Here is a 21,982-nt window from a genome sequence, read left to right on the forward strand (position 1 = left end):
GCCTGCCAGCGACACGCCGGCAGGCCCCGCCTCGTTCTGCCCTTGGCTTCACGTTCACCCCTGCCGCGATGCGCCCTGTCTGCAAGCCACGCGAAACAGCCGGCAGGCGACGACCGGCGTTTGTACTCATGTCCGAAAAAGAATGAAGACGTCAGGTGCTCAGACGCGGTCTTTGCAACGGGGCCGCAGCCCCCATCCTGACGCCTTCGATGAACGACCGCACCCCGAGGGGTCCACCCGTTCGGTTTGCTCAGGTTCAAGGAACCTCAGCCGCGGGATACAAGCCCTGAGGCCTGCTCCCCCCTATCGTCGGCCGGGCGAACCCCGCCGCCGATCCACGCCATGGCTTTTGCGCCACCTTCCGGCCCAGATCGTTGAAAACCCGAACCTTTCGGCCAGCGTCCCGGATCCGTCAGCACGAGGTCGGTTCGGTGTAACCTATCCCTTCCCCGCTCGGGTCCCGGAAGACCTTGGCGTCCCGCGCCGGGTCTGGTGAAGACCCCTTCGCGTTGACCTCAGGCTGCGGCCAACGGGGTGAGTCGGGCAAGGAAAAAAACACGCACCGAGGCAATTTCTTGGGGGTAAGTCACTGGAATGACTTGTGGATTTCCTGTGGATAAGGATCCAATTCGGACATCATCCAAACGGCTTGCCTTGTGGAAAACCAATTTCCGCTGCGCCCCTCTGCGGCGGGCCAAATCGGCGCCACCGCAAACCGGGGGTCAGCTGTCCATCTTCAGCGCCGAGATGAAGGCCTCTTGCGGGATATCGACCTTGCCGAACTGGCGCATCTTCTTCTTGCCGGCCTTCTGCTTGTCCAGAAGCTTGCGCTTGCGGGTCGCATCGCCGCCATAGCATTTCGCGGTCACGTCCTTCCTGAGCGCCGACAGGGTCTCGCGGGCGATGACCTTGCCGCCGATGGCGGCCTGGATCGGGATCTTGAACATGTGACGCGGGATCAGCTCTTTCAGCTTCTCGCACATCGCCCGGCCGCGCATCTCGGCGCGGTCACGGTGCACCATCATCGACAGCGCGTCGACCGGTTCGTCGTTGACCAGAACCGACATCTTCACGAGGTTGTCCTCGCGGTATTCCTCCATCTGGTAGTCGAAGGAGGCATAGCCCTTGGTCACCGATTTCAGGCGGTCGTAGAAGTCGAAGACCACCTCGTTGAGCGGCAGGTCATAGACCACCATGGCGCGGCTGCCGGCATAGGTCAGGTCAAGCTGAAGACCGCGCCGGTCCTGGCACAGTTTCAGCACGTCGCCAAGGTATTCGTCGGGCACCAGAATCGTCGCCTTGATGCGCGGTTCCTCAAGGTGATCGACCTTCGACATGTCGGGCATGTCGGCAGGGTTGTGCAGGTCGATCTTTTCGCCGTCCTTCATGTAGACATGATAGATCACCGAGGGCGCGGTTGTGATCAGCTCGATATTGTATTCGCGTTCGATGCGGTCGCGGATCACCTCGAGGTGCAGCAGGCCAAGAAAGCCGCAGCGGAAGCCAAAGCCCAGCGCGGCCGAGGTCTCCATTTCATAAGAGAAGGAGGCATCGTTCAGCGCCAGCTTGTCGATGGCGTCGCGCAGGTCCTCGAACTCGGCCGAATCGACCGGGAACAGGCCGCAGAACACCACCGGCTGCGCCGGTTTGAAGCCGGGCAGCGCCTTGTCGGCGCCGTTGCGGTCATTGGTGATCGTGTCGCCGACGCGCGTGTCGCGCACCTGCTTGATCGAGGCGGTCAGGAATCCGATCTCGCCGGGGCCCAGCTTGTCGATCATCTGCATCTCGGGGCGGAAAACGCCGACCCGGTCGACGCTGTGCAGGGTGCCGTTCGACATGAACTTGACCCGCTGGCCCTTTTTCAGGGTGCCGTCCATGATCCGCACCAGCACGATCACCCCGAGATAGGCGTCATACCACGAATCGACCAGCATCGCCTTCAGCGGCGCATTGATGTCGCCCTTCGGCGCCGGCAGATCCCGGACGATGGCCTCAAGCGTCTCATGGATGCCCTGCCCGGTCTTGGCGCTGACCTGAATGGCGCCGGTGGCGTCGATGCCGATCACGTCCTCGATCTGTTCGGCGACCCGGTCGCAGTCCGAGGCCGGCAGGTCGATCTTGTTCAGAACCGGCACGATCTCGTGATCGGCCTCGATCGCCTGATAGACATTGGCCAGGGTCTGGGCCTCGACGCCCTGGGTCGAATCGACCACCAAGAGCGAGCCCTCGACCGCCTTCATCGAGCGCGACACCTCATAGGCGAAATCGACGTGACCGGGGGTGTCGATCAGGTTCAGCACATAGGTCTCACCATCGTCAGCCTTATAGTCGATGCGCACCGTGTTGGCCTTGATGGTGATGCCGCGCTCGCGCTCGATGTCCATCGAGTCAAGCAGCTGTTCCTTCATGTCACGATCCTTCACCGTGCCCGTCTCTTGGATGAGGCGGTCGGCGAGGGTGGATTTCCCGTGGTCGATATGGGCGACGATGGAGAAATTGCGGATTTTCGAAAGCTCGGTCATGGACCGGCATATGAGCGTAAATCTGCGTTTGGTCAAGCGGGCACGCGCTGGCGCCGGGTCGGGCGCTGGCGCCGGTGCCCTCAAGCCGCTCCGGCCATGTCCTGCCCGAGCAAGGCCCGTACCGAGGAGAGGATGTAGTCGACGGTACTGTCCTCCATCAGCGGGCTGAGATTGAGGCGCACGAAACCGGGTTTCGCACCGCTGTCGCCGGCAAGGATGCCGGCGCGGATCTCTTCGGACCAGGCGTCATCGATTCCCAGCAGCCGGTGCACATAGGGTCCGGCGCAGGAACAGCCGCCGCGCGCCTGAATGCCGAAACGATCGGACAGGGCGCGGGTGAAGGCGCGATAGTCGATGCGGCGCCCCGAGGCGTCGCGCGGCACGAAGGACAGGATCGGCAGGCGCGCGCGGTGACGGGGCGCCAGCAGCTCGAGGCCGGGGCACCCCTGCCAGGCCGCGAAGGCCCGGGCGCTCAGCTCCGCGTTGCGCGCGGTGATCCGTTCCTGGCCGATCACGTCTTTCACGATCAGCGCCAGCGCGGCGCGGATGTCGCCGATCACGTTCGGGGTGCCGCCCTCTTCGCGCTGTTCGACGCTGTCGACATAGTCGTGGCGGGTTCCGTTGACAAAGGCGACGGTGCCGCCGCCGGGGCGGCTGGGGGTGGTGGCGCGCACCGCGTCACGGCGCAGCAGCAGCACCCCGCTGCTGCCGGGCCCGCCAAGGAACTTGTGCGGCGACAGCGCCACCGCATCAATCCCGGTGCCGCAGGGCAGGGTCATGTCGATCGGCAGATAGGGGCCGCCGCCGGCATAGTCCCAGATCATCACCGCGCCCTGCGCCTTGACCAGCCGGGTCACGGCGGCGACATCGCTGCAGATGCCGGTGACATTGGACGCCGCCGAGAAGGCCGCCACCGTGAGCCCCCGCCCCGCGCAGCGGATCAGCGCCTGTCGCAACTGCCCGAGATCGGGGCCGCCGGCCTCGGCTTCGCCAATCTCGATCACCTCGGCGCCGCTTTCGCGCCACGGCAGGATGTTGGAGTGATGCTCATAGGGGCCCATGAGGACAAAGGCCCGCTCGCCGCGCGCCACCGCATCGCGCAGCCCCACCAGATGCACCAGCTGGTTGAGCGCCGAGGTCGCCCCCGCGCCGGTGAAGATCACCGCATGATCCGCGGTGTTGCCACCGCATTTCTCGGCAATCACCGCCCGGGCCTCGGCCCGCAAGCCTGTCATGGCGGCACCGCAGAAACTGTCGACCGTATGGCTGTTGGCGTAATAGGGCAGCACGTTCTGCATCACGAACTCCTCGACCTGGCGCAGGGCGCGCCCCGAGGCGACGTAATCGGCATAAACAAGCGGCCGGGCGCCGAAGGCAGTGTCGATCGTCAGCCCCTGACCGATCAGCCCGTCCTTCAGCGCCGCCTCGGGGTCCGGCAGGGCGCGCAGGCTGGCTTCGAAAGCGGAGAGGCGGCTTTGGGCAAGGGTCATGAGGCACCTTTTCAATGGATATGCTTTTAGGACATTACCCCTTCGGCAATCGCAGATTTCCCCCTGATTTTATTGAAAACATCGAATTTTTGTGTCATTTGAACCAATATGAAGCAAATTCTCGATCAAATCGACCGCCGGATACTGGACATCGCGCAACGCAACGGCGCGCTGTCGCAGCGCGATCTGGCAGAACAGGTCGGCCTGTCGCAGAACGCCCTATGGCGGCGCCTGAAGCGGCTGGAGGAAGACGGCATTCTTCTGGGCACGCGGCGACGCATCAGCGCCGAACGGCTGGGGCTTGATCTGACGGTCTTTGTCATGGTGCGCACCCGCAACCATTCCGATGACTGGATCGAGAGCTTCCGCGCCCATGTGGCGCGCATCCCGCAGGTGGTCGAAATGCACCGGATCGGCGGAGAGTGGGACTACATGCTGAAAGTGGTGACACATGGCATGGCGGGCTATGACCGGGTCTACAAGCGGCTGACCAAGGGCATCGAGCTTGAGACCGTGACCGGGATGTTCTCGATGGAGACCATGCTCGAAGACCGGCCGCTGGACGTGTTCGAATAGCCGGCCAGACCCGCAAAAGCGTCATGAAAACTTCATCTGAACTGGCCAGAGAATCCTTGTGGCCCGCCCGTTGCTTCAATAATTCATGAAATATGGAAAAGACATCCGCCCTCACCGCCTTTGCCGCCCTGAGCCAACCTGTCCGGCTGGACGCGTTCCGCCTGTTGATCGAGGCTGGCAGCACGGGCCGGCAGGCCGGCGAAATCGCCGCGATCCTGGATGTGCGCCAGAACACGCTGAGCGCCAATCTTTCGGTTTTGCTGAATGCCGGTCTGGTGAAAAACCGGCGCGAAGGCCGGGCGATCCGCTATTTCGCCGATACCGAAGGGCTGCGCGGGATGCTGGATTTCCTGCTCAAGGATTGCTGCGGAGGCCGGCCAGAGCTGTGTGATCCGCTGATCGGCGACCTTGCCGGTGGCTGCAAAGGAGATGCGCCATGAGCGACGCAACCCTGAACCAACCCGCACCGATGGGGCTGTTCGAACGCTGGTTGTCGCTTTGGGTGGCGCTGGCGATCGGCGCCGGCATGCTGTTGGGCAACCTGATGCCGGGTCTGTTTGGCGCGCTGGCGGCGATGGAAGTCGCCTCGGTCAACCTGCCGGTGGCGGTGCTGATCTGGGCCATGGTCTATCCGATGATGGTGGGCGTGGATTTCGGCGCCCTCGGCCATATCGGCGAGCGCCCCAAGGGGCTGGTGATCACGTTGGTGGTCAACTGGCTGGTGAAACCCTTCACCATGGCGGCACTGGGTGTCCTGTTCTTCGAGCACCTCTTCGCGGACTGGATCGCGCCCGAGGATGCCCGGGCCTATCTGGCCGGGGTGATCCTGCTGGGCGCCGCACCCTGCACCGCTATGGTCTTCGTCTGGTCCAATCTGACCCGCGGCGATCCGACCTACACGCTGGTGCAGGTCAGCGTGAACGACGTCATCATGGTCTTTGCCTTTGCCCCCATCGTGGCGCTTCTTCTCGGCGTGACCGACATCGTGGTGCCTTGGCAGACGCTGATCCTGTCGGTGCTGCTTTACGTGCTGCTGCCGCTGCTGGCGGGTCTTGTGACCCGCAGGCGACTGGTGGAGCGTGGCGGCGAACCGGCGGTCGAGGCCTTCAAGGCCCGGGTGCAGCCCTTTTCGATCACCGGGCTGCTGGTCACCGTGGTGCTGCTGTTCGGTTTTCAGGGGCAGGTGATTCTCGAACACCCCTTCGTGATCCTGCTGATCGCGCTGCCCCTGCTGATCCAGTCCTATGGCATGTTCTTTCTCGCCTATGGCTGGGCGCGGCTGTGGCGGGTTCCCTTCAACGTCGCCGCGCCCTGCGCCTTGATCGGCACCTCGAATTTCTTCGAACTGGCAGTGGCGGTGGCGATCTCGCTCTTCGGGCTCGGCTCGGGCGCGGCGCTGGCGACGGTGGTCGGCGTGCTGGTGGAAGTGCCGGTGATGCTGTCTCTGGTGGCCTTTGCCAATCGCACCCGCGGCTGGTTCCCTTCGTAATTTCCCGAATGCCAGGGGCAGCGCCCCTGCGATCCACAAAGGACTGACACCATGACAAAAATCGCCATCAACGGGCTGGGCCGCATGGGCAAGCTGGTGATCCGCAGCTTTTTCGACCTCGGGCTGGAGGCCGACATCGTCTTGCTGAACGACGCCGAGGGCGACGCCGCCCTGCACGCCCATCTGTTGGAATTCGACACCGTGCATGGCCGCTGGCGCGCCGATTTCGCCCATGACGCCGACAGCATCACCGTCGACGGGCAGAAGATGCGCTTCACCACCACCCGCGACCTTGCCGCCCTGCCCCTGCAAGAGCTGGGCGTCGATCTGGTGGTCGACTGCACCGGCGCCTTCAAGACCAATGCCGCGCTGCAACCCTATTTCGACGCCGGCGTGAAAAAGGTCGTGGTCTCGGCGCCGGTGAAAGAGGACGACGCCGCCAATATCGTCTATGGCGTGAATGAGGCGATCTACGACCCGGCGGCGCATCGGGTCATCACCGCCGCCTCCTGCACCACCAATTGCATCGCCCCGGTGGTCAAGGTCATCAACGACCATCTCGGCATCGAACAGGCCAGTTTCACCACCATCCACGACGTCACCAACACCCAGGTGATCGTCGATCGCGCGCACAAGGATCCGCGCCGTGCGCGCTCGGCCCTGAATTCGCTGATCCCCACCACCACCGGCTCGGCCAAGGCGATCATCCAGATCTTTCCCGAGCTCGAGGGCCGCATCGACGGCCACGCGGTGCGGGTGCCGCTGCTCAATGCCTCGCTGACCGACATCGTCTTCGACGTCGCCCGCGACACCAGCGCCGAAGAGGTCAACGCGCTGTTCGAAGAGGCCGCCTCCGGCGCGCTCGAAGGCATTCTCGGCTATGAGACCCGCCCGCTGGTCAGCACCGACTACACCAATGACGACCGGTCAACCATCGTCGATGCCCTGTCGACCCGGGTGGTCAACAAGCGCCACGTCAAGGTCTATGCCTGGTATGACAACGAATGGGGCTATGCTTGGCGATTGGCCGATGTCACGCGTATGGTGGTGGCATCGCTTTGAGGTAACCCAAGAGGACACGGCCATGTTCCGCCCGCTTCTGACTGCCCTTTGCCTGCTTGCCCTGCCCGCAGAGGCCGATCTCAAGGTCTGCAACGAGACCGACGCCAAGGCCAGCGTGGCGATCGGCTACAAGGCCGACGGGGCCTGGACCTCGGAAGGCTGGTGGAACATCCCGCCCTATGATTGTTCGGTGGTCGAGGGCGGCGATCTGAAAAACCGCTACTACTATTACCGGGTGACGTCGAAATCCTACAACTGGCCGGGCGAAAGCTATTTCTTCTGCACCCGCTCGCAGGCCTTCACCATTGTCGGTGATAGCGACTGCAAGGCGCGCGGTTACGAGCGCAGCGAATTTCGCCAGATCGACACCGGCGAGGCCAAGAGCTTCACCCTCAATCTGACGGCGCCGGGGGCAGCGCCGGCCTCGAACTTTGACGAAGTGCCGCTGCACAGCCAGGACGAAATCGACCCGCCGGGCACCCATGGCGAGCCCTATTCGATCGCCGGCATTCTCAGCCATTGCGACGTTTTCGACGCCACCATGCAATGCGAGATCCACAATGACGGCTGGCGCTATGTGGCCAATTCCGCCGACCCGACCCCGCAATGGATGCTCGAGGAACTGCTGATGCAGCCGCCCAACACGCCGATCAGCATCGAGGGCGACATGATGAATTACCAAGGGCTGACCGCCAATGTGACCCTGCGCGGCTATGACATCGGCGGCGCAGACCCCTTTGCCCGCGAGCGCGACGGCGTGCAGGGGCTGTGGCGCTCGCTCGATGATGCCTCCTATCAGGTGCTGATCCATGGCGGTATCATGGAAGAACTCTATGACGAGGTGCCCACCGACATGTCGCTGATGACCTGGGCGCGCACCTGCGACGGCGCCCATGGCGACGGGCCGGCGCTGATCCTGAAATCTTTCAATGACCCGGAGTTTGAACGCTGCATGATCCTGCATGACGCGACCAGCCGGCTGGTGCTGTTCCCGGTCGGGGCCATGCGCGATCTGATGTTCACCCGGGTCAACTAGCGCAGTGGTCTGACTTTCCATACACGAGACGAGACATGCAAAACACGACTGCGGGCCGCCCCGAGGGACTGGCGGCCTATATCACGGTAACGGCAGCCTATTGGGCCTTCATGCTGACCGACGGCGCCCTGCGCATGCTGGTGCTGCTGCATTTCCACACCCTTGGCTTCTCGGCGGTGCAACTGGCCTATCTGTTCCTGCTGTACGAGGTGATGGGCGTGGTCACCAACCTCTCGGCCGGCTGGCTGGCGGCGCGATTCGGTCTGACCTCGACGCTCTATGCCGGGCTCGGCCTGCAGATCGCGGCGCTGCTGGCGCTGGCGCAGCTCGATCCGGGCTGGGGGCTGGCGGCCTCGGTGCTCTACGTGATGGCGGTGCAGGGCCTCTCGGGCGTGGCCAAGGATCTGGCCAAGATGTCGGCCAAATCGGCAGTGAAGCTGCTGGCCCCTTCCGGCGACGGCACGCTGTTCAAATGGGTGGCCGTGCTCACCGGCTCCAAGAACGCGGTCAAGGGCTGCGGCTTCCTCCTGGGCGCTGTTTTGCTCGCGGTCTGGGGCTTTCTCACATCCGTTCTGGCGATGGCGGCGGTGCTGGCGCTGATCCTGCTGGCGGTGATGCTGTTCATGCCCGGCGGGCTGCCGCAGGGCAAGAAATCGGCCAAGTTCGCGCATGTGTTTTCCAAAGATCCCGACATCAACCGCCTGAGCCTGGCGCGTCTCTTCCTGTTCGGCGCGCGCGACGTGTGGTTCGTGGTCGGCATCCCGGTCTATTTCTACGCGGTGCTGTCGGATGGCTCGGAAGAAGGCAACCGCGCGGCTTTCTTCATGATCGGCAGCTTCATGGCGCTGTGGATCATCCTTTATGGCTTTGTGCAGGGGCTGGCGCCGAAACTGCTCGGGGCCGCCAGCAGCAGCACCGATGACATCGTGCAAAAGGCGGTGCTCTGGGTGGCGCTGTTGACCCTGATCCCGCTGGCGCTGTCGGGCGCCGTCTGGCTCGACCCGCCCGGACTGACCGCCATCCTTGTGGCGGGGCTCATGCTGTTCGGCTTTGTCTTTGCGGTAAACTCCTCGGTGCACTCCTACCTGATCCTCGCCTTCACGACGGGCGAGCGGGTGACGCTGGATGTGGGGTTCTACTACATGGCCAATGCCGCCGGGCGCCTGGCGGGCACATTGCTTTCGGGCCTCAGCTATCAGCTGGGCGGGCTGCCGCTGTGCCTTTTGAGCGCCGCCGCCATGGCCGCCGCCTCGACTGTGGCGGCGCGCAGGCTGATGCGTTAAAGCCGGGTCTTGCGGTACTTGAAAGCGCCCGAGCCGCGCGCGATCAACTCGCCGGTCTCGTCCAGCACCGTGGCCTCGGCAAAAAACGTCGCGGCCCCGCCGCCCACCTTGCGCCCCTCGGCAATCAGCAAGCGCCCCTTGGGGCGGCTGAGGAAACTGGTGGTCAAGGTCAGCGTCAGCGCCAGCCGCTTGTGGCCCGGATCGCCGGTAAAACAGCCGGCATAGCCCATCACGGTGTCAAGAAGGGTCGCATAGACCCCGCCATGCGGCAGCCCGGCGCGATTGGACAGGAAATGCTCGATCGGCAGTTCCAGCCGCGCGTGATCCTGCCCCCAATGGGTCAGCTGAAACCCGAGATGTTTTTGCAGCGCATAGGGGCTTTCATCAAGCTCGGGCGCAAGCGGTGTCATGTCCATACCCTTTGTCTAGCCTACCGCCCAACCAAGGCAAATACCCCCGGCTTCATCTCTTCAAAAATACTCCCGCCGGAGGCGTCCCGACACCGGCCCCGAGCCACCTCGCATCGGCGACTCACACCGCCGTCAACCCGCCGTCCAGCGCCAGCGCCTGCCCGGTCATGAAGGAGTTTTCCGGCGCGCAGGCCCAGAGCATCGCCTGCACGATCTCTTCCGGCTGCGCCACCCGCCCCATGGGAATTCTCGAGGCGATATGGCCCAGCGCCTGATCGCGGTTCATCCCGCCGCGGGCGCCGACCTGCGCCGCCATTTCCTCGACCAGCGGGGTGACGGTAAAGGCCGGGCACAGGGCATTGACGCGAATGTTCTTGCGGGCATATTCATCCGCCGCCGCGCGGGTCAGCCCGACAACCGCGTGTTTCGCCGCCGCATAGCCCGAAAGACGGCCCGAGCCCACCAGGCCCGCCGCCGAGGCGACGTTGAGGATCACGCCGCCCCCGGCTTCCAGCATCATCGGCAGCTGCGCCTGCATGCACAGGAAGACACCGCGCGCATTGACCGCGTAGTTCTTGTCGAACTGCTCGACCGGCAACAGGTGCAGGGGCGCCAGGTCATGCCCCAGCCCGGCATTGTTGATGCCCACATGCAGGGTGCCAAACGCCTCGACGATATGGGCTGCATGGGCCTGAACCTGAGCCTGCTCCGACACATCCACCACATCCGCAATCACTTCGGTGCCGCCATCGCGCAGGCTTTGGGCAACCTCGTCCAGCGCCGCGCCCGAAATATCCGACAGCGCCAGTTTCGCCCCTTCGGCGGCAAAGCGGTCTGCGGCCATCCTGCCGAACCCCGAGGCCGCGCCGGTGATCATCACCACCTGATCCTGAAACCGATTACCCATGCGTCGTTGCCTCCAGCCCGGCTTTTGCAAACAGGGGCACATAGGTGCCCATCTTGGCGGCGCGCTCGGGGTCCGAGGCATTGCCGTCAAGCCCGCGTTTCTTGACCCCTTGGATGATCGCCGCCATGCGGAAGAAACAGAAGGCAAGGTAGAAGCCGAAGCGCTCGATGCCGGGGATCCCCATGCGCTGGCAATAGGCGGCGATGAACGCGCGATCCGAAGGGATGCCCAGCGCCGTACGGTCCACCCCCTTCAGCCCCCTCCCCGAGCCGCCGGGGGGCATCTGCCACTGCATGATGACGGCGGCGAGATCGGCATAGGGGTGGCCGATGGTCGACAGCTCCCAGTCGAGCACCGCGACACAGTCGGTGCCCGCCTCCGAAAACAGCAGATTGTCGAGCCGGTAATCGCCATGCACGAGGGTGCGTTTGCCGTCATCTTCCGGCGTATTGGCCGCGAGCCAGTCGATCAGCTGGTCCATCGCCGGCACGGTTTCGGTTTCCGAGGCCCGGTACTGCTTGGTCCAGCGGCCGATCTGGCGTTCGAAATAATTGCCCTCGGGCCCGTAATCGGCCAGCCCCGCCGCCGTGATGTCGACGGAATGGATCGCCGCCAGAACCCGGTTCATTTCATCAAACACCGCCCGGCGCTGATCCATATCCAATTCCGGCAGGCGCGGGTCGTCGAAACCGCGCCCGCGCACCCGCTCCATCACATAGAAGGCCGAGCCGATGACCGAATCGTCTTCGCACAGCTGCAGCATTCTCGCCACCGGCACCTCGCTGCCCGCCAGCGCCTTCTGCACCCGGAACTCGCGGTCCACCGCATGGGCCGATTTCAGCAGCACCCCGGGCGGCTTGCGCCGCAGCACATAGTCGCCCGACGGCGCGGTCAGCGCGAAGGTCGGGTTCGACTGGCCGCCGGCGAATTTCTCGGCCGCAAGCGGCCCTTCGAACCCCTCGAGGTTCCGCGACAGCCAGGCCGCGACGGCCCCGGTGTCAAGTCGGCTGGTATCCATGTGCGTCTCCTCAGCTGTAGGTCAGCATTTCATCCTGGTTGGCAGCGTCGATATGCGGGGTTTCATTGAACCCGTTCAGCCAGGTGCCGTTGCGCGACAGCACGAAACGCGCCACGGCGCAGTTCTTGACCTGCAATTGCAGCGCGATCATCTGATCGGCCGGCCCGCCGGTGATCTCGGCCACGGTCTGGCCGATGGCGCCGCCCGAGGATACCGCCAGCGGCGTGCGGGCGCCGCTTTCGGCGATGGTCTCGCGCGCCCTGCGCACCCGCGACGCGAAGGCCGCAAAGCTTTCGGGCGGGTTGTCGATCTCGTCGCGCTGCCACATCAGAACCGTGTCGCGCAGGGTGCGAAAATGCGCGCGGCGGTCGTCATGCATGCCCTCGGGCGCGCCCCCGGCGGCGAAGCGCGCGTTCAAGAGCCCGGTGAAGTCGAACTCATTGAGGCCCGGCAGCACTTCTGGCTCGGCTGAGATGCCCAGCCCCCTGGCCATGCCCTCCCAGGTCTGGCGGTGGCGTTTCATGGCGCCGATGAACACCCGGTCGGGGGTCACCCCCTGCCGTTTCAGCGCCGCGCCCAGAGCCTCGGACTGGCGATGACCGAGCGGCGAGAGATTGTCGTAATCGGCAGCCCCGAAAGAAGCCTGCGCATGGCGCACGAGATGGAACATCCGGCTCATGCCATGCGCGCCTTCAGCCGGGCAAAGGCGGCGTGATATTCGGCCTCGATCCGCGCCACCACATCGGCGGCGGGGACCACGTCCTTGACCGCGCCGATCCCCTGCCCCGCGCCCCAGATGGTCTTCCATGACTTGGGCTTTTCGCGCTTGGCGCCGAAACTCATGGTCGACAGGTCGCCCTCGGGCAGATTGTCCGGATCCATGCCGGCGTTTTCGATCGAGCCGCGCAGGTAGTTGCCCGAAACCCCGGTGAACAGCGAGGAATAGACGATGTCCTCGGCGCCCGAGCGGACGATCATCTCCTTGTAGCCGGGCACCGCGTTGGCCTCGTCGGTGGCGATGAAGGGCGATCCGACATAGCCCAGATCGGCGCCCATGGCCTGCGCCGCCAGCAGCGAATCGCCGGTGGCGATGGCGCCCGACAACAGCAGCGGCCCGTCGAACCATTCGCGGATCTCGCGGATCAGCGCGAAGGGCGACTGCGCGCCGGCATGGCCCCCGGCCCCCGCCGCCACCGCGATCAGCCCGTCGGCCCCCTTGTCGATCGCCTTGCGGGCAAAGCGGTTGTTGATGATGTCATGCAGCGCAATGCCGCCGCAGCTGTGCGCCGCCTCGTTGACCTCGACCCGCGCCCCCAGCGAGGTGATCCAGACCGGCACCTTCCAGCGCGCGCAGATCTCGACGTCGCGGTCGAGCCGGGCATTGGAGCGATGGACGATCTGGTTGACCGCGAAGGGGGCCGCCGGGGTGTCGGGGTTTGCCTGGTTGTGGCGATCCAGTTCTTCGGTGATCTCGCGCAGCCAGGCCTCGAGCAGGGGCGGTTCGCCCTCGGCCTCGCGGGCATTCAGTGCCGGAAAGCTGCCGATCACCCCCGCCTTGCATTGCGCGATCACCAAAGCGGGAACCGAAATGATGAACAAGGGCGCCGCCACGACGGGAATGCGCAACCCTTGAAGGGCCGGGGGGAATTGGCTGTCGCCGGGCATGGGGGCCTCCTGATTTCAATACATACCCGACGGTATGTTTTTTGCCGTGCAACGCAAGCCCCGGCGCAAACGACTTTGCGTCACTTGGTCAGGACGGCGCCCCGGGACTCAGGTCTCGGGCAACTTGTGATCGGCAAAACGCTGTCGCAGCGTGCGCTTGGAGACCTTGCCGGTGGCGGTCAGGGGCAGTTCGTCGACAAAGACCACGTCGTCGGGCAGCTGCCATTTCGCGAAATGCACCTCCAAAAGCGCCATCAACTCGCCCACCTGCGGCCGGCCCTCGGGTGACGGCACCACGATCAGCAGCGGGCGTTCGTCCCACTTGGGATGCGGCACCGCGATCACCGCGCAATTGGCCACCAGCGGGTGCGCCATGACGGTGTTCTCGAGGTCCAGAGAGCTGATCCACTCGCCGCCCGACTTGATCAGATCCTTGGCCCGGTCGGTGATGCAGAGATAGCCCTCTCGGTCGATGGTGGCGACATCGCCGGTGCCGAACCAGCCTTCGCCGTCGAAGGCCCCGGCGTTGGCCTCGTCATTGCGGAAATAGCCGGCGGTGATGGCATTGCCGCGCACGAACAGCTCTCCGGCAGCGATGCCATCATGCGGCAGGCGGGCGCCGTCCTCGTCGACGATCTTGAGGTCGACCCCGAAGATGCGCCGGCCCTGCTTGCCCTTGATGGCGACCTTCTCGTCCAGCGACAGGTGGTCAAGATGCACCGGCAGGTTGCCCTGGGTGCCGACCGGGCTCATCTCGGTCATGCCCCAGGCGTGGCAGACATTGACGCCGCGGGATTCGAAGTCGCGGATCATGCTGGCCGGGGCCGCCGAGCCGCCCACCACCATGTCGGCAAAGCCCGCAGGAAGGCGCCCCTGCCTGGCGATCTCGGCCTGGAGCCCCAGCCAGACGGTGGGCACGCCCCAGGCCGAATAGACCTGTTCGGCCTCCATCAGGCGGAACAGGCTTTCACCGTCGAGCGCCGGTCCGGGGAAGATCAGCGACGCCCCGGTCAGCGGCGCCGCATAGGGCAGCCCCCAGGCGTTGACATGAAACAGCGGCACCACCGGCAGGATCCTGCGCCCCGGCTGCAAAGCCGCCGGCAGCGACAGGCCGACCATCATCGCGTGCAGCACGGTCGAACGGTGGCTGTAGAGCGTGCCCTTGGGGTGGCCGGTGGTGCCCGAGGTATAGCACAGGGCGGCGGCGGTCTCTTCGGGGAACTCCGGCCAGTCGAACTGCTCGGGCTGGCCCTCGAGCAGGTCTTCGTAGCAGAGATAATCCCCCTCGGGCATATGCGCAGGGTCGGTCATCACCACCAGTTTCAGCCCTGCCGGCCACTGCTCGCGCAACGCCGCGACCAGCGGCACGAAGGCCAGGTCGAGACACAGGACCGTGTCCTCGGCGTGGCGGATGATATAGGTCATCTGCTCGGCCGCCAGCCGGGGGTTGATGGTATGGCAGACCGCCCCCAGCCCGGAGATCGCGTAGTACAGCTCGAAATGGCGGTAGCCGTTCCAGGCCAGGGTGGCGATGCGGTCTCCGGGGCGCGCCCCGATGGCCCGCAGCCCGTGCGCCAGCTGTGCCACCCGGCGCGCGGTTTCCGCATAGGTGGTGCGGTGAAGATCGCCCTCGCTGCGCACCGAGACGATCTCGGCGCTTGGGTGAATTTCGGCGGCATATGTCAGGATATCGGCGATCCTCAGCGGACGCATCATCATCGACCCAAGCATGTCTGGCCCTCCCCGGCGCGTGAATTGCTGTGTTCACTATGACCGGGCCATGCCCTGCGGGCAAAGCCGTTTCCGCTTGTGCCGTAGCGTCGGAGGCGGCCGCGACGCACAGCAGGCGCGCGCTGAGGCACAGCACGGGGCATTGCCTGCCCCGGGGGCGCGACCTAGCTATGATGGGAAAGGAGACACGCCATGTCGATCAGACCCGTTCTCGAACAGCGGCCGGCCCAGCCGACGATGGAAGGCGCCGGCGTTCACCTGCACCGCGCCTTCGGCTTTCGCGACCCCGAAGAGCTGGATCCCTTCCTGCTGATGGACCATTTCCGCAACGACGACCCCGAGAAATACCGCGCCGGTTTCCCCTGGCATCCGCATCGCGGCATCGAGACCATCACCTATGTGCTGTCGGGCACCGTCGAGCACCAGGATTCGCTGGGCAACAGCGGCGTGCTGGGGGCCGGTGACGTGCAATGGATGACCGCCGGATCGGGGATCCTGCATCAGGAGATGCCGGCCCCCGACGCCGCCGGGGTCAACCACGGCTTCCAGCTCTGGGCCAACCTGCCGCGCGACCTGAAGATGACCGCGCCGCGCTATCAGGATGTCGGCGCTGCCGAGATCCCCGAGATCGTCGATGATGACGGCACAAGGGTACGGGTGATCGTCGGCCGGTTCTGGGGCCAGCGCGGCCCGGTCGACGGCATCGCCGCCGATCCGCAATACCTTGACGTGACGCTGCCGCCCGGGGTCAAGAAGACGCTGCCGGTGGACACCTACCGGCGCGCCTTTGCCTATGTCTTCGAGGGCGAGGCGCGGTTTGCCGATGCCGGCCCGCCTTCGGGCGTGCTGCTGGAAAAGGAGGTTGCCGGCGAAGAGGTGCATCTGCGCGATCTGACCGGCGATCGCACCCTGGTACGCTTTGGCACCGGGGATGCGATCACCGTGCAGGCCGGCGCGCGCGGGGCGCGATTCCTGCTGATTTCCGGCGCCCCGATCCGCGAGCCGGTGGCCTGGCACGGTCCGATCGTGATGAACACCCGCGAGGAGCTGATGCAGGCCTTTGCCGACCTGCGCAACGACCGCTTCATCAGGGGCTGATGCCCGGGCCGTTCAGGGGGGCGCTGCCCCCCGCCGGCTTTCGGTGAAAGCCGCCTCCCCCCGGGATATTTCGGGCAAGAGAAAGCGGCGCAGCGCGGTTCAGGCGGCGACCGATTTGCGCACCATGTCCCAGTAGATGCGCTCGACCTCGTCCAGCGACAGGCGGCCGCCCTCGCGGTACCAGGTATTGACCCCGGTCAGCATGGCGATCACCGCCAGCGTGGCGATCTTGGTATCGGCGACTTCAAAGCTGCCCTCGGCGACCCCGGCGCGCAGGATCTCTTCCAGCCGGTCTTCGTAGGCGCGGCGCTGACCCTCGATGAGGGCGAAATTCTCGGGGCTGAGGTTGCGCAGTTCCATATAGGCGATGAACACCTCTTCGGGGCGCTGCGAGTGAAAGCGGATATGGAAGCGGGTGAAGGCCTCGAGCCGCTGCATGGCGCCGCTGCCGGCGGCCATCGGCGGTCGCGCGGCCAGCAGTTCGCTGAGGTGGGACTGCATCAGGTCGAACAGCAGGCTCTGCTTGTCGGGGGTGTAATTGTAGAGCGCCCCGGCCTGGACCCCGACCTCGCGGGCAATCTGGCGCATCGACACGGCGGCATAGCCATGGCGGGCGAAAAGCGTCAGCGCCGCGCGGCGCACGCGCGGGCCGGTGATGTCGGAATGCGATCCCTGGGTTCTGGCCATGGGGGCAGGTTAACTGAACATCCGTTCACTTAAAACCCCCGCTTGCGCAGGGGCTGGGGCTGGGGCAGAAAGGGGCGGGTTTGAAACGGATGGCCGTGATCGATGCGTGTCGGAATGATCTGGATGGTTCTGGTGGCGGGACTGGCGGCATGCGCCCAGTTTCCCGAACTTGATGAGGCACCGACGGGCGATGCCACCGCCGACAGCTTCCCGGCGCTGGTGCCGCTGGATGCCATCGCCCTGCCCGAAACGCAGCCCCGGCTCGACGCGACCAGCGAGGCACGGTTGCAGGGCCGCATCGGCGGTGTGCGGCAACGCGCCGAAGCCCTGCGCAGCGCCCCGACCGACTGAAGCGACCGTCGCGGGCGCCGGGCGGCGCCGCGATCGCGCTCCTTGCCGGTCACAGGCGCCGAAAAACCGCAGGCCGGGCCCCATCGCCGCGTTGCACAAGGGGCGCGAACCGGCTACATGGCGCGCAAGTTCACAGCATTTCAAGGAGCGTCTTCATGACAACCCCCCTGCGTCTGGGCATTGCCGGCCTCGGCACCGTCGGTGTCGGTGTCGTCAAGATCGTCCGTCAGAAGGCCAACCTTTTGGCGCAGCGCAGCGGACGTCCGGTTGTCATCAGCGCCGTTTCGGCCCGCTCGCGCGACAAGGACCGCAGTGTCAACCTCGACGCCTACGCCTGGGAGGACGATCCGGTGGCGCTGGCGCAGCGCGACGACGTCGATGTCTTCGTCGAGCTGATGGGCGGCCACGAGGGCGCGGCGCGTCTGGCCACCGAGGCGGCGCTGGCGGCGGGCAAGGACGTGGTCACCGCCAACAAGGCGCTGCTGGCGCATCACGGCCAGAGCCTTGCGGAAACCGCCGAAGCCAAGGGCTGCGTGATTCGCTTCGAAGCGGCCGTGGCCGGCGGCATTCCGGTGATCAAGGCGCTGACCGAGGGCCTGGCCGGCAACGACATCACCCGCGTCATGGGGGTGATGAACGGCACCTGCAATTACATCCTGACCCGCATGCAGGATGCCGGCCTGCCCTATGACCAAGTCTTTGCCGAGGCCGAGGCACTGGGCTATCTCGAGGCCGATCCCAACCTCGATGTCGGCGGTATCGACGCCGGCCACAAGCTGGCGCTGCTGGCGTCGATCGCCTTCGGCACCCGGGTCGATTTTGCAGGGGTCGAGCTGGAGGGCATCCAGCGGATCGCGATCGAGGACATCCACCAGGCGGCCGAGCTAGGCTATCGGATCAAGCTTCTGGGCGTGGCGCAGATGACCGGGCGCGGGCTGGAGCAGCGCATGTCGCCCTGTCTGGTGCCCGAAGAAAGCCCGCTGGGCCAGCTCAAGGGCGGCACCAACATGGTGGTGATCGAGGGCGACGCGGTCGAACAGGTGGTGCTGCGCGGCCCCGGTGCCGGCGAGGGTCCGACCGCCAGCGCGGTGATGGGCGACGTCATGGACATCGCCCGCGGCCTCAGGATCTCGACCTTCGGCATCCCGGCGCGGGAACTGGCCGAGGCCAAGGTGGCGCAGTCGAACTCGCCCGCCCCCTACTATCTGCACCTGACCCTCGAGGACCGCCCCGGGGCGCTGGCCAAGATCGCCACGGTTCTGGGCGAGAACGGCATCAGCATCGACCGCATGCGCCAGACCCGGCACAGCGACACCAACGCGCCGGTGCTGATCGTCACCCACAAGACCCAGCGCGCGGCGCTGGATACCGCCGTCGAGGCCATGCGCGCCACCGGCGTGATGGTCAACGATCCGGTCGCGCTGCGCATCGAAACCGTCTGATCCGGCCGGGGCCCCGCGCCCTGGCCGCATAGTTTTCGTCTCGTTCCGCCCGGCATTTTCCGGGCGCCTGTACCAGTGTTTGCAAGGATCCGTTTTCCATGGCCCTTTATTCCATCTCCCCTTTGCAGCCGATCGACCTTTACTGCGAACGTCTCGGCCCCGCGTTCTGGGCCGAGCCGGTCAACGCGGTGTCGAACCTCGCCTTCGTGCTCGCCGCGCTCTGGGCCTGGGCCGAAGCGCGCAAGCACCCGCCGGTGCCGGTTGTGCTCAACCTGCTGATCGCCCTTGGCGGCGCCATCGGGGTCGGGTCGTTCCTGTTTCACACCTTTGCCAACACCTGGTCGGAATGGGCCGACGTGGTGCCGATCTGGAGCTTTGTCGCGCTTTACGTGCTGACCGCCATCCACATGGTGGGGGGCGTCGCGCCGGGCCGGGTTCTGCGCATCGGCGCCGCCGTGGGCGCCGTTCTGGTGGTGGTCTTCCTGGCCACGGGATCGCAGCCGGCTGCGCCGTCGCCCCCGGTTCTGAACGGCTCGCTGCAATATGCCCCGGCGCTGATCGCCCTTGCGGTCTTTGCCGGCATCACATGGCGGCGGCGCCACCCGATGGCGCCCTGGGCCGGGGCGGCGGCGCTAAGCTTCCTGGTCTCGCTGATCTTCCGCACCATCGACCTCGGGGTCTGCGCCAGCCTGCCCGTGGGCACGCATTTCCTGTGGCATATCCTCAACGGTCTGATGGTGGCCCTGTTGCTGCAGGCGCTGGTGCGAAACCGCCTTTGACGCTTGTGCCCAAGGGCCCGGAGGTCTAAACCCCTTTGTCAAAATGCCCCTCTCCAAGGATAGATTTCATGTCCCCCAAAGCCGAATTTCATGACCGTATGCTTTCACTGGGCCTGGCCCGCGTTGCGGAACAGGCCGCGCTGGCCTCGGCCAAGCTGGTGGGGCGCGGCGACGAGAAAGCCGCCGACCAGGCCGCGGTCAACGCGATGCGCGACCAGTTGAACCTTCTCGACATTGCCGGCGTGGTGGTGATCGGCGAGGGCGAACGCGACGAGGCCCCGATGCTGTTCATCGGCGAAGAGGTGGGCACCGGCGAAGGCCCCGGCGTCGACATCGCGCTGGACCCGCTGGAGGGCACCACGCTGACCGCCAAGGACATGCCCAACGCGCTGACCGTGATCGCCATGGGGCCGCGCGGCTCGATGCTGCACGCGCCCGACGTCTACATGGACAAGCTGGCCGTCGGCCCGGGCTATCCCAAGGACGTGGTTTCGCTTGAGATGAGCCCGAAAGAGCGCGTCGAGGCGCTGGCCAAGGCCAAGGGCTGCGCCACCGAGGACATCACCGTCTGCATCCTCGAGCGTCCGCGCCACGAGGAAATGATCGCCGAGGTGCGCTCGACCGGCGCCGCGATCCGGCTGATCACCGATGGCGATGTCGCCGGCGTGATGCATTGCGCCGAGGCCGATGTCACCGGCATCGACATGTACATGGGTCAGGGCGGCGCCCCCGAGGGGGTGCTGGCGGCCTCGGCGCTGAAATGCATGGGCGGCCAGATCTGGGGCCGCCTGCTGTTCCGCAACGATGACGAGCGCGGCCGCGCCGCCAAGGCCGGCATCACCGATCTCGACCGCATCTACAGCCGTGATGAAATGGTCACCGAGGACGTGATCTTCGCCGCCACCGGCGTCACCCAGGGGTCGCTGGTCGAAGGCATCAAGACCGAGCCGGGCTGGATCACCACCGAAACCCTGCTGATGCGCTCCAAGTCGGGCTCGGTGCGGCGCATGACCTATCGCACGCCCGTGTGATCCGTGGCGCGCGCGCTGATCCTGATCGACTTCCAGCTGGGCATGGACAGCCCGCTGCATGGCGCGCGCAACAATCCCGAGGCCGAAACCAATGCGGCGCGGCTGCTGTCCCGGTTCCGGGACCGCGCTGCGCCGCTGGTGCATGTCCAGCACCTCTCGACCCGCCGCGATAGCCCGCTGCATCCGGCCAATGGCGGCACCACGATCAAGCCGCAGGTGGCGCCGCGCGACGGCGAGACGGTGTTTTCCAAACAGACCAATTCCGCCTTCATCGGCACCCCGCTCGAGGCTCACCTGCGCCGGCTTGGGGTCAGCGGCCTGGTAATTGCCGGGCTGTCGACGCCGCAATGCATATCCACCTCGGTGCGGATGGCGGCCAACCTCGGGTTCGACACCTGGCTGGCGCATGACGCCTGCGCGGCCTTCGAAAACCATGCCCGCCGTGACTGGCACCCCGATGCCCCGGTGCTCGGCGCCGAGGCGCTGCACATGGCCGAGGTGTCGATGCTGCATGGCGAGTTTTGCCGCGCGATGTCGACCGAGGCGATTCTGGAGGCGCTGGCATGAGCGGTTTTCTCGGGGTCACGGCCTCGCTCACCGGTCGGCGTTGGCTCGGGCCGTCAAGCGACGTCAGCCGCGCCGCCGAGGCGCTGGCGCAAGACACCCCCCTGCCCCCGGCCCTGTGCCAGATCCTGGCGCGGCGCGGCGTGGACGCGCAGCAGGCGGCATCCTTCCTCGAACCCAAGCTGGCCGACCTGCTGCCTGACCCACGCAGCATCCGCGACATGGAGACCGCCGCGCGGCGCTTCCTGCATGCGGTGAAAGCGCGTCAGAAGATCGCCGTCTTTGCCGATTACGACGTCGATGGCGGCTCCTCGGCGGCGCTGCTCATGACCTGGCTGCGCCAGATGGGGCTGGGCGCGACACTTTACGTGCCCGACCGCATCGACGAGGGCTATGGCCCCAACGAAGCCGCGATGGCGGCGCTGGCCGGCGATCACGACCTGATCGTCTGCGTCGATTGCGGCACCCTCAGCCATGGGCCGATCGCCGCCGCCAAGGGCGCCGATGTGATCGTGCTCGACCACCACCTGGGCGGTGAGACCCTGCCCGAGGCTTTGGCCGTGGTGAACCCCAACCGCCAGGACGAAAGCGGCGAGCTTGCGCATCTCTGCGCGGCTGCGGTGGTGTTCCTGATGCTGGTCGAAGCCAACCGCCAGATGCGCGATGACGGCGCCAGCGGGCCCGACCTGATGGCGTTTCTCGACCTGGTGGCGCTGGCGACGGTGGCAGATGTGGCACCGCTGATCGGGGTCAACCGTGCCTTGGTGCGCCAGGGTCTGAAGGTGATGGCGCGGCGCGAACGCCCGGGCATCGTGGCCCTGTCCGACGTGGCGCGCATGGA

The 21,982-nt window shown here is 65.9% G+C and carries 22 protein-coding genes; 13 read left to right on the forward strand and 9 right to left on the reverse strand.

The annotated features are described in order from the left end of the window. Window positions 1-722 precede the first annotated feature (722 nt). Both lepA and ABZD10_RS03100 read right to left on the reverse strand, forming a co-directional pair. The gene (gene lepA, locus ABZD10_RS03095; RefSeq protein WP_372884639.1) at window positions 723-2,522 is read right to left on the reverse strand and encodes a translation elongation factor 4; all 1,800 of its coding nucleotides are present in this window, start codon (window positions 2,520-2,522) and stop codon (window positions 723-725) included. Between the two features lie 80 nt (window positions 2,523-2,602). Continuing rightward, window positions 2,603-4,012, reverse strand: a complete 1,410-nt coding sequence (locus ABZD10_RS03100; protein WP_372884640.1) for an aminotransferase class V-fold PLP-dependent enzyme — start codon at window positions 4,010-4,012, stop codon at window positions 2,603-2,605. A 108-nt stretch (window positions 4,013-4,120) separates the two neighbouring features. Here ABZD10_RS03100 and ABZD10_RS03105 point away from each other — a divergent pair, with 108 nt between their 5' ends. The 6 genes from ABZD10_RS03105 to arsJ all read left to right on the forward strand — a co-directional run bounded on the left by ABZD10_RS03105 (window position 4,121) and on the right by arsJ (window position 9,458). Continuing rightward, window positions 4,121-4,588, forward strand: a complete 468-nt coding sequence (locus ABZD10_RS03105) for an Lrp/AsnC family transcriptional regulator (protein WP_372884641.1) — start codon at window positions 4,121-4,123, stop codon at window positions 4,586-4,588. A gap of 92 nt (window positions 4,589-4,680) precedes the next feature. Continuing rightward, on the forward strand, window positions 4,681-5,028 hold the full coding sequence (locus ABZD10_RS03110; RefSeq protein ID WP_372884642.1) for an ArsR/SmtB family transcription factor: 348 nt from the start codon (window positions 4,681-4,683) through the stop codon (window positions 5,026-5,028). Then, on the forward strand, window positions 5,025-6,077 hold the full coding sequence (arsB, locus tag ABZD10_RS03115) for an ACR3 family arsenite efflux transporter (RefSeq protein WP_372884643.1): 1,053 nt from the start codon (window positions 5,025-5,027) through the stop codon (window positions 6,075-6,077). Before ABZD10_RS03110 ends, arsB begins: the two co-directional genes overlap by 4 nt. Before the next feature lie 51 nt (window positions 6,078-6,128). Beyond that, the gene (locus tag ABZD10_RS03120) at window positions 6,129-7,139 is read left to right on the forward strand and encodes an ArsJ-associated glyceraldehyde-3-phosphate dehydrogenase (protein ID WP_372884644.1); all 1,011 of its coding nucleotides are present in this window, start codon (window positions 6,129-6,131) and stop codon (window positions 7,137-7,139) included. A gap of 22 nt (window positions 7,140-7,161) precedes the next feature. Further along, window positions 7,162-8,175, forward strand: coding sequence for a DUF1036 domain-containing protein (locus tag ABZD10_RS03125; RefSeq protein ID WP_372884645.1), 1,014 nt, complete (start codon window positions 7,162-7,164; stop codon window positions 8,173-8,175). A gap of 35 nt (window positions 8,176-8,210) precedes the next feature. Further along, on the forward strand, window positions 8,211-9,458 hold the full coding sequence (gene arsJ, locus ABZD10_RS03130; RefSeq protein ID WP_372884646.1) for an organoarsenical effux MFS transporter ArsJ: 1,248 nt from the start codon (window positions 8,211-8,213) through the stop codon (window positions 9,456-9,458). Here arsJ and ABZD10_RS03135 read toward each other — a convergent pair. From ABZD10_RS03135 to ABZD10_RS03160, 6 genes are all read right to left on the reverse strand, one after another. Beyond that, the gene (locus ABZD10_RS03135; RefSeq protein WP_372884647.1) at window positions 9,455-9,868 is read right to left on the reverse strand and encodes a PaaI family thioesterase; all 414 of its coding nucleotides are present in this window, start codon (window positions 9,866-9,868) and stop codon (window positions 9,455-9,457) included. The two genes, arsJ and ABZD10_RS03135, sit on opposite strands and share 4 nt — an antisense overlap. Window positions 9,869-9,989: 121 nt before the next feature. After that, a complete protein-coding gene (locus ABZD10_RS03140; protein ID WP_372884648.1) occupies window positions 9,990-10,775 on the reverse strand; it encodes an SDR family NAD(P)-dependent oxidoreductase in 786 nt (261 codons plus the stop codon). Then, on the reverse strand, window positions 10,768-11,793 hold the full coding sequence (locus tag ABZD10_RS03145) for a phosphotransferase family protein (protein WP_372884649.1): 1,026 nt from the start codon (window positions 11,791-11,793) through the stop codon (window positions 10,768-10,770). The genes ABZD10_RS03140 and ABZD10_RS03145 overlap by 8 nt, the downstream gene beginning before the upstream one ends. A gap of 10 nt (window positions 11,794-11,803) precedes the next feature. After that, window positions 11,804-12,472, reverse strand: coding sequence for a histidine phosphatase family protein (locus ABZD10_RS03150; RefSeq protein WP_372884650.1), 669 nt, complete (start codon window positions 12,470-12,472; stop codon window positions 11,804-11,806). Then, window positions 12,469-13,458 (reverse strand): NAD(P)H-dependent flavin oxidoreductase, encoded by a 990-nt coding sequence (locus ABZD10_RS03155; protein ID WP_372884651.1) that lies wholly within the window; start codon window positions 13,456-13,458, stop codon window positions 12,469-12,471. The genes ABZD10_RS03150 and ABZD10_RS03155 overlap by 4 nt, the downstream gene beginning before the upstream one ends. Before the next feature lie 108 nt (window positions 13,459-13,566). Next, window positions 13,567-15,189 (reverse strand): long-chain-fatty-acid--CoA ligase, encoded by a 1,623-nt coding sequence (locus ABZD10_RS03160; RefSeq protein ID WP_372884652.1) that lies wholly within the window; start codon window positions 15,187-15,189, stop codon window positions 13,567-13,569. A gap of 192 nt (window positions 15,190-15,381) precedes the next feature. Between ABZD10_RS03160 and ABZD10_RS03165 the strand changes: the two genes are divergently transcribed. Next, on the forward strand, window positions 15,382-16,287 hold the full coding sequence (locus tag ABZD10_RS03165; protein WP_372884653.1) for a pirin family protein: 906 nt from the start codon (window positions 15,382-15,384) through the stop codon (window positions 16,285-16,287). Window positions 16,288-16,386: 99 nt separating this feature from the next. On the opposite strand, the gene ABZD10_RS03170 is transcribed toward ABZD10_RS03165, so the two are convergent. Further along, a complete protein-coding gene (locus tag ABZD10_RS03170) occupies window positions 16,387-16,974 on the reverse strand; it encodes a TetR/AcrR family transcriptional regulator (protein ID WP_372884654.1) in 588 nt (195 codons plus the stop codon). Window positions 16,975-17,088: 114 nt separating this feature from the next. Between ABZD10_RS03170 and ABZD10_RS03175 the strand changes: the two genes are divergently transcribed. The 6 genes from ABZD10_RS03175 to ABZD10_RS03200 all read left to right on the forward strand — a co-directional run. Next, window positions 17,089-17,325 carry a hypothetical protein gene (locus ABZD10_RS03175; RefSeq protein ID WP_372884655.1) on the forward strand — a complete coding sequence of 79 codons (237 nt, stop codon included), beginning with the start codon at window positions 17,089-17,091 and terminating at the stop codon, window positions 17,323-17,325. Window positions 17,326-17,480: 155 nt separating this feature from the next. Then, on the forward strand, window positions 17,481-18,767 hold the full coding sequence (locus ABZD10_RS03180) for a homoserine dehydrogenase (protein ID WP_372884656.1): 1,287 nt from the start codon (window positions 17,481-17,483) through the stop codon (window positions 18,765-18,767). Between the two features lie 98 nt (window positions 18,768-18,865). Beyond that, window positions 18,866-19,546, forward strand: a complete 681-nt coding sequence (locus ABZD10_RS03185) for a ceramidase domain-containing protein (RefSeq protein WP_372884657.1) — start codon at window positions 18,866-18,868, stop codon at window positions 19,544-19,546. A 68-nt stretch (window positions 19,547-19,614) separates the two neighbouring features. Further along, window positions 19,615-20,577 carry a class II fructose-bisphosphatase gene (gene glpX, locus ABZD10_RS03190; protein ID WP_372884658.1) on the forward strand — a complete coding sequence of 321 codons (963 nt, stop codon included), beginning with the start codon at window positions 19,615-19,617 and terminating at the stop codon, window positions 20,575-20,577. A gap of 3 nt (window positions 20,578-20,580) precedes the next feature. Beyond that, window positions 20,581-21,144 carry a cysteine hydrolase family protein gene (locus ABZD10_RS03195; protein WP_372884659.1) on the forward strand — a complete coding sequence of 188 codons (564 nt, stop codon included), beginning with the start codon at window positions 20,581-20,583 and terminating at the stop codon, window positions 21,142-21,144. Further along, on the forward strand, window positions 21,141-21,982 hold an 842-nt coding region (locus ABZD10_RS03200), incomplete at its 3' end, for a DHH family phosphoesterase (RefSeq protein ID WP_372884660.1). The genes ABZD10_RS03195 and ABZD10_RS03200, both read left to right, overlap by 4 nt.

The sequence above is a fragment of the Shimia sp. genome, from assembly GCF_041624275.1.
Lineage (GTDB): Bacteria > Pseudomonadota > Alphaproteobacteria > Rhodobacterales > Rhodobacteraceae > Shimia.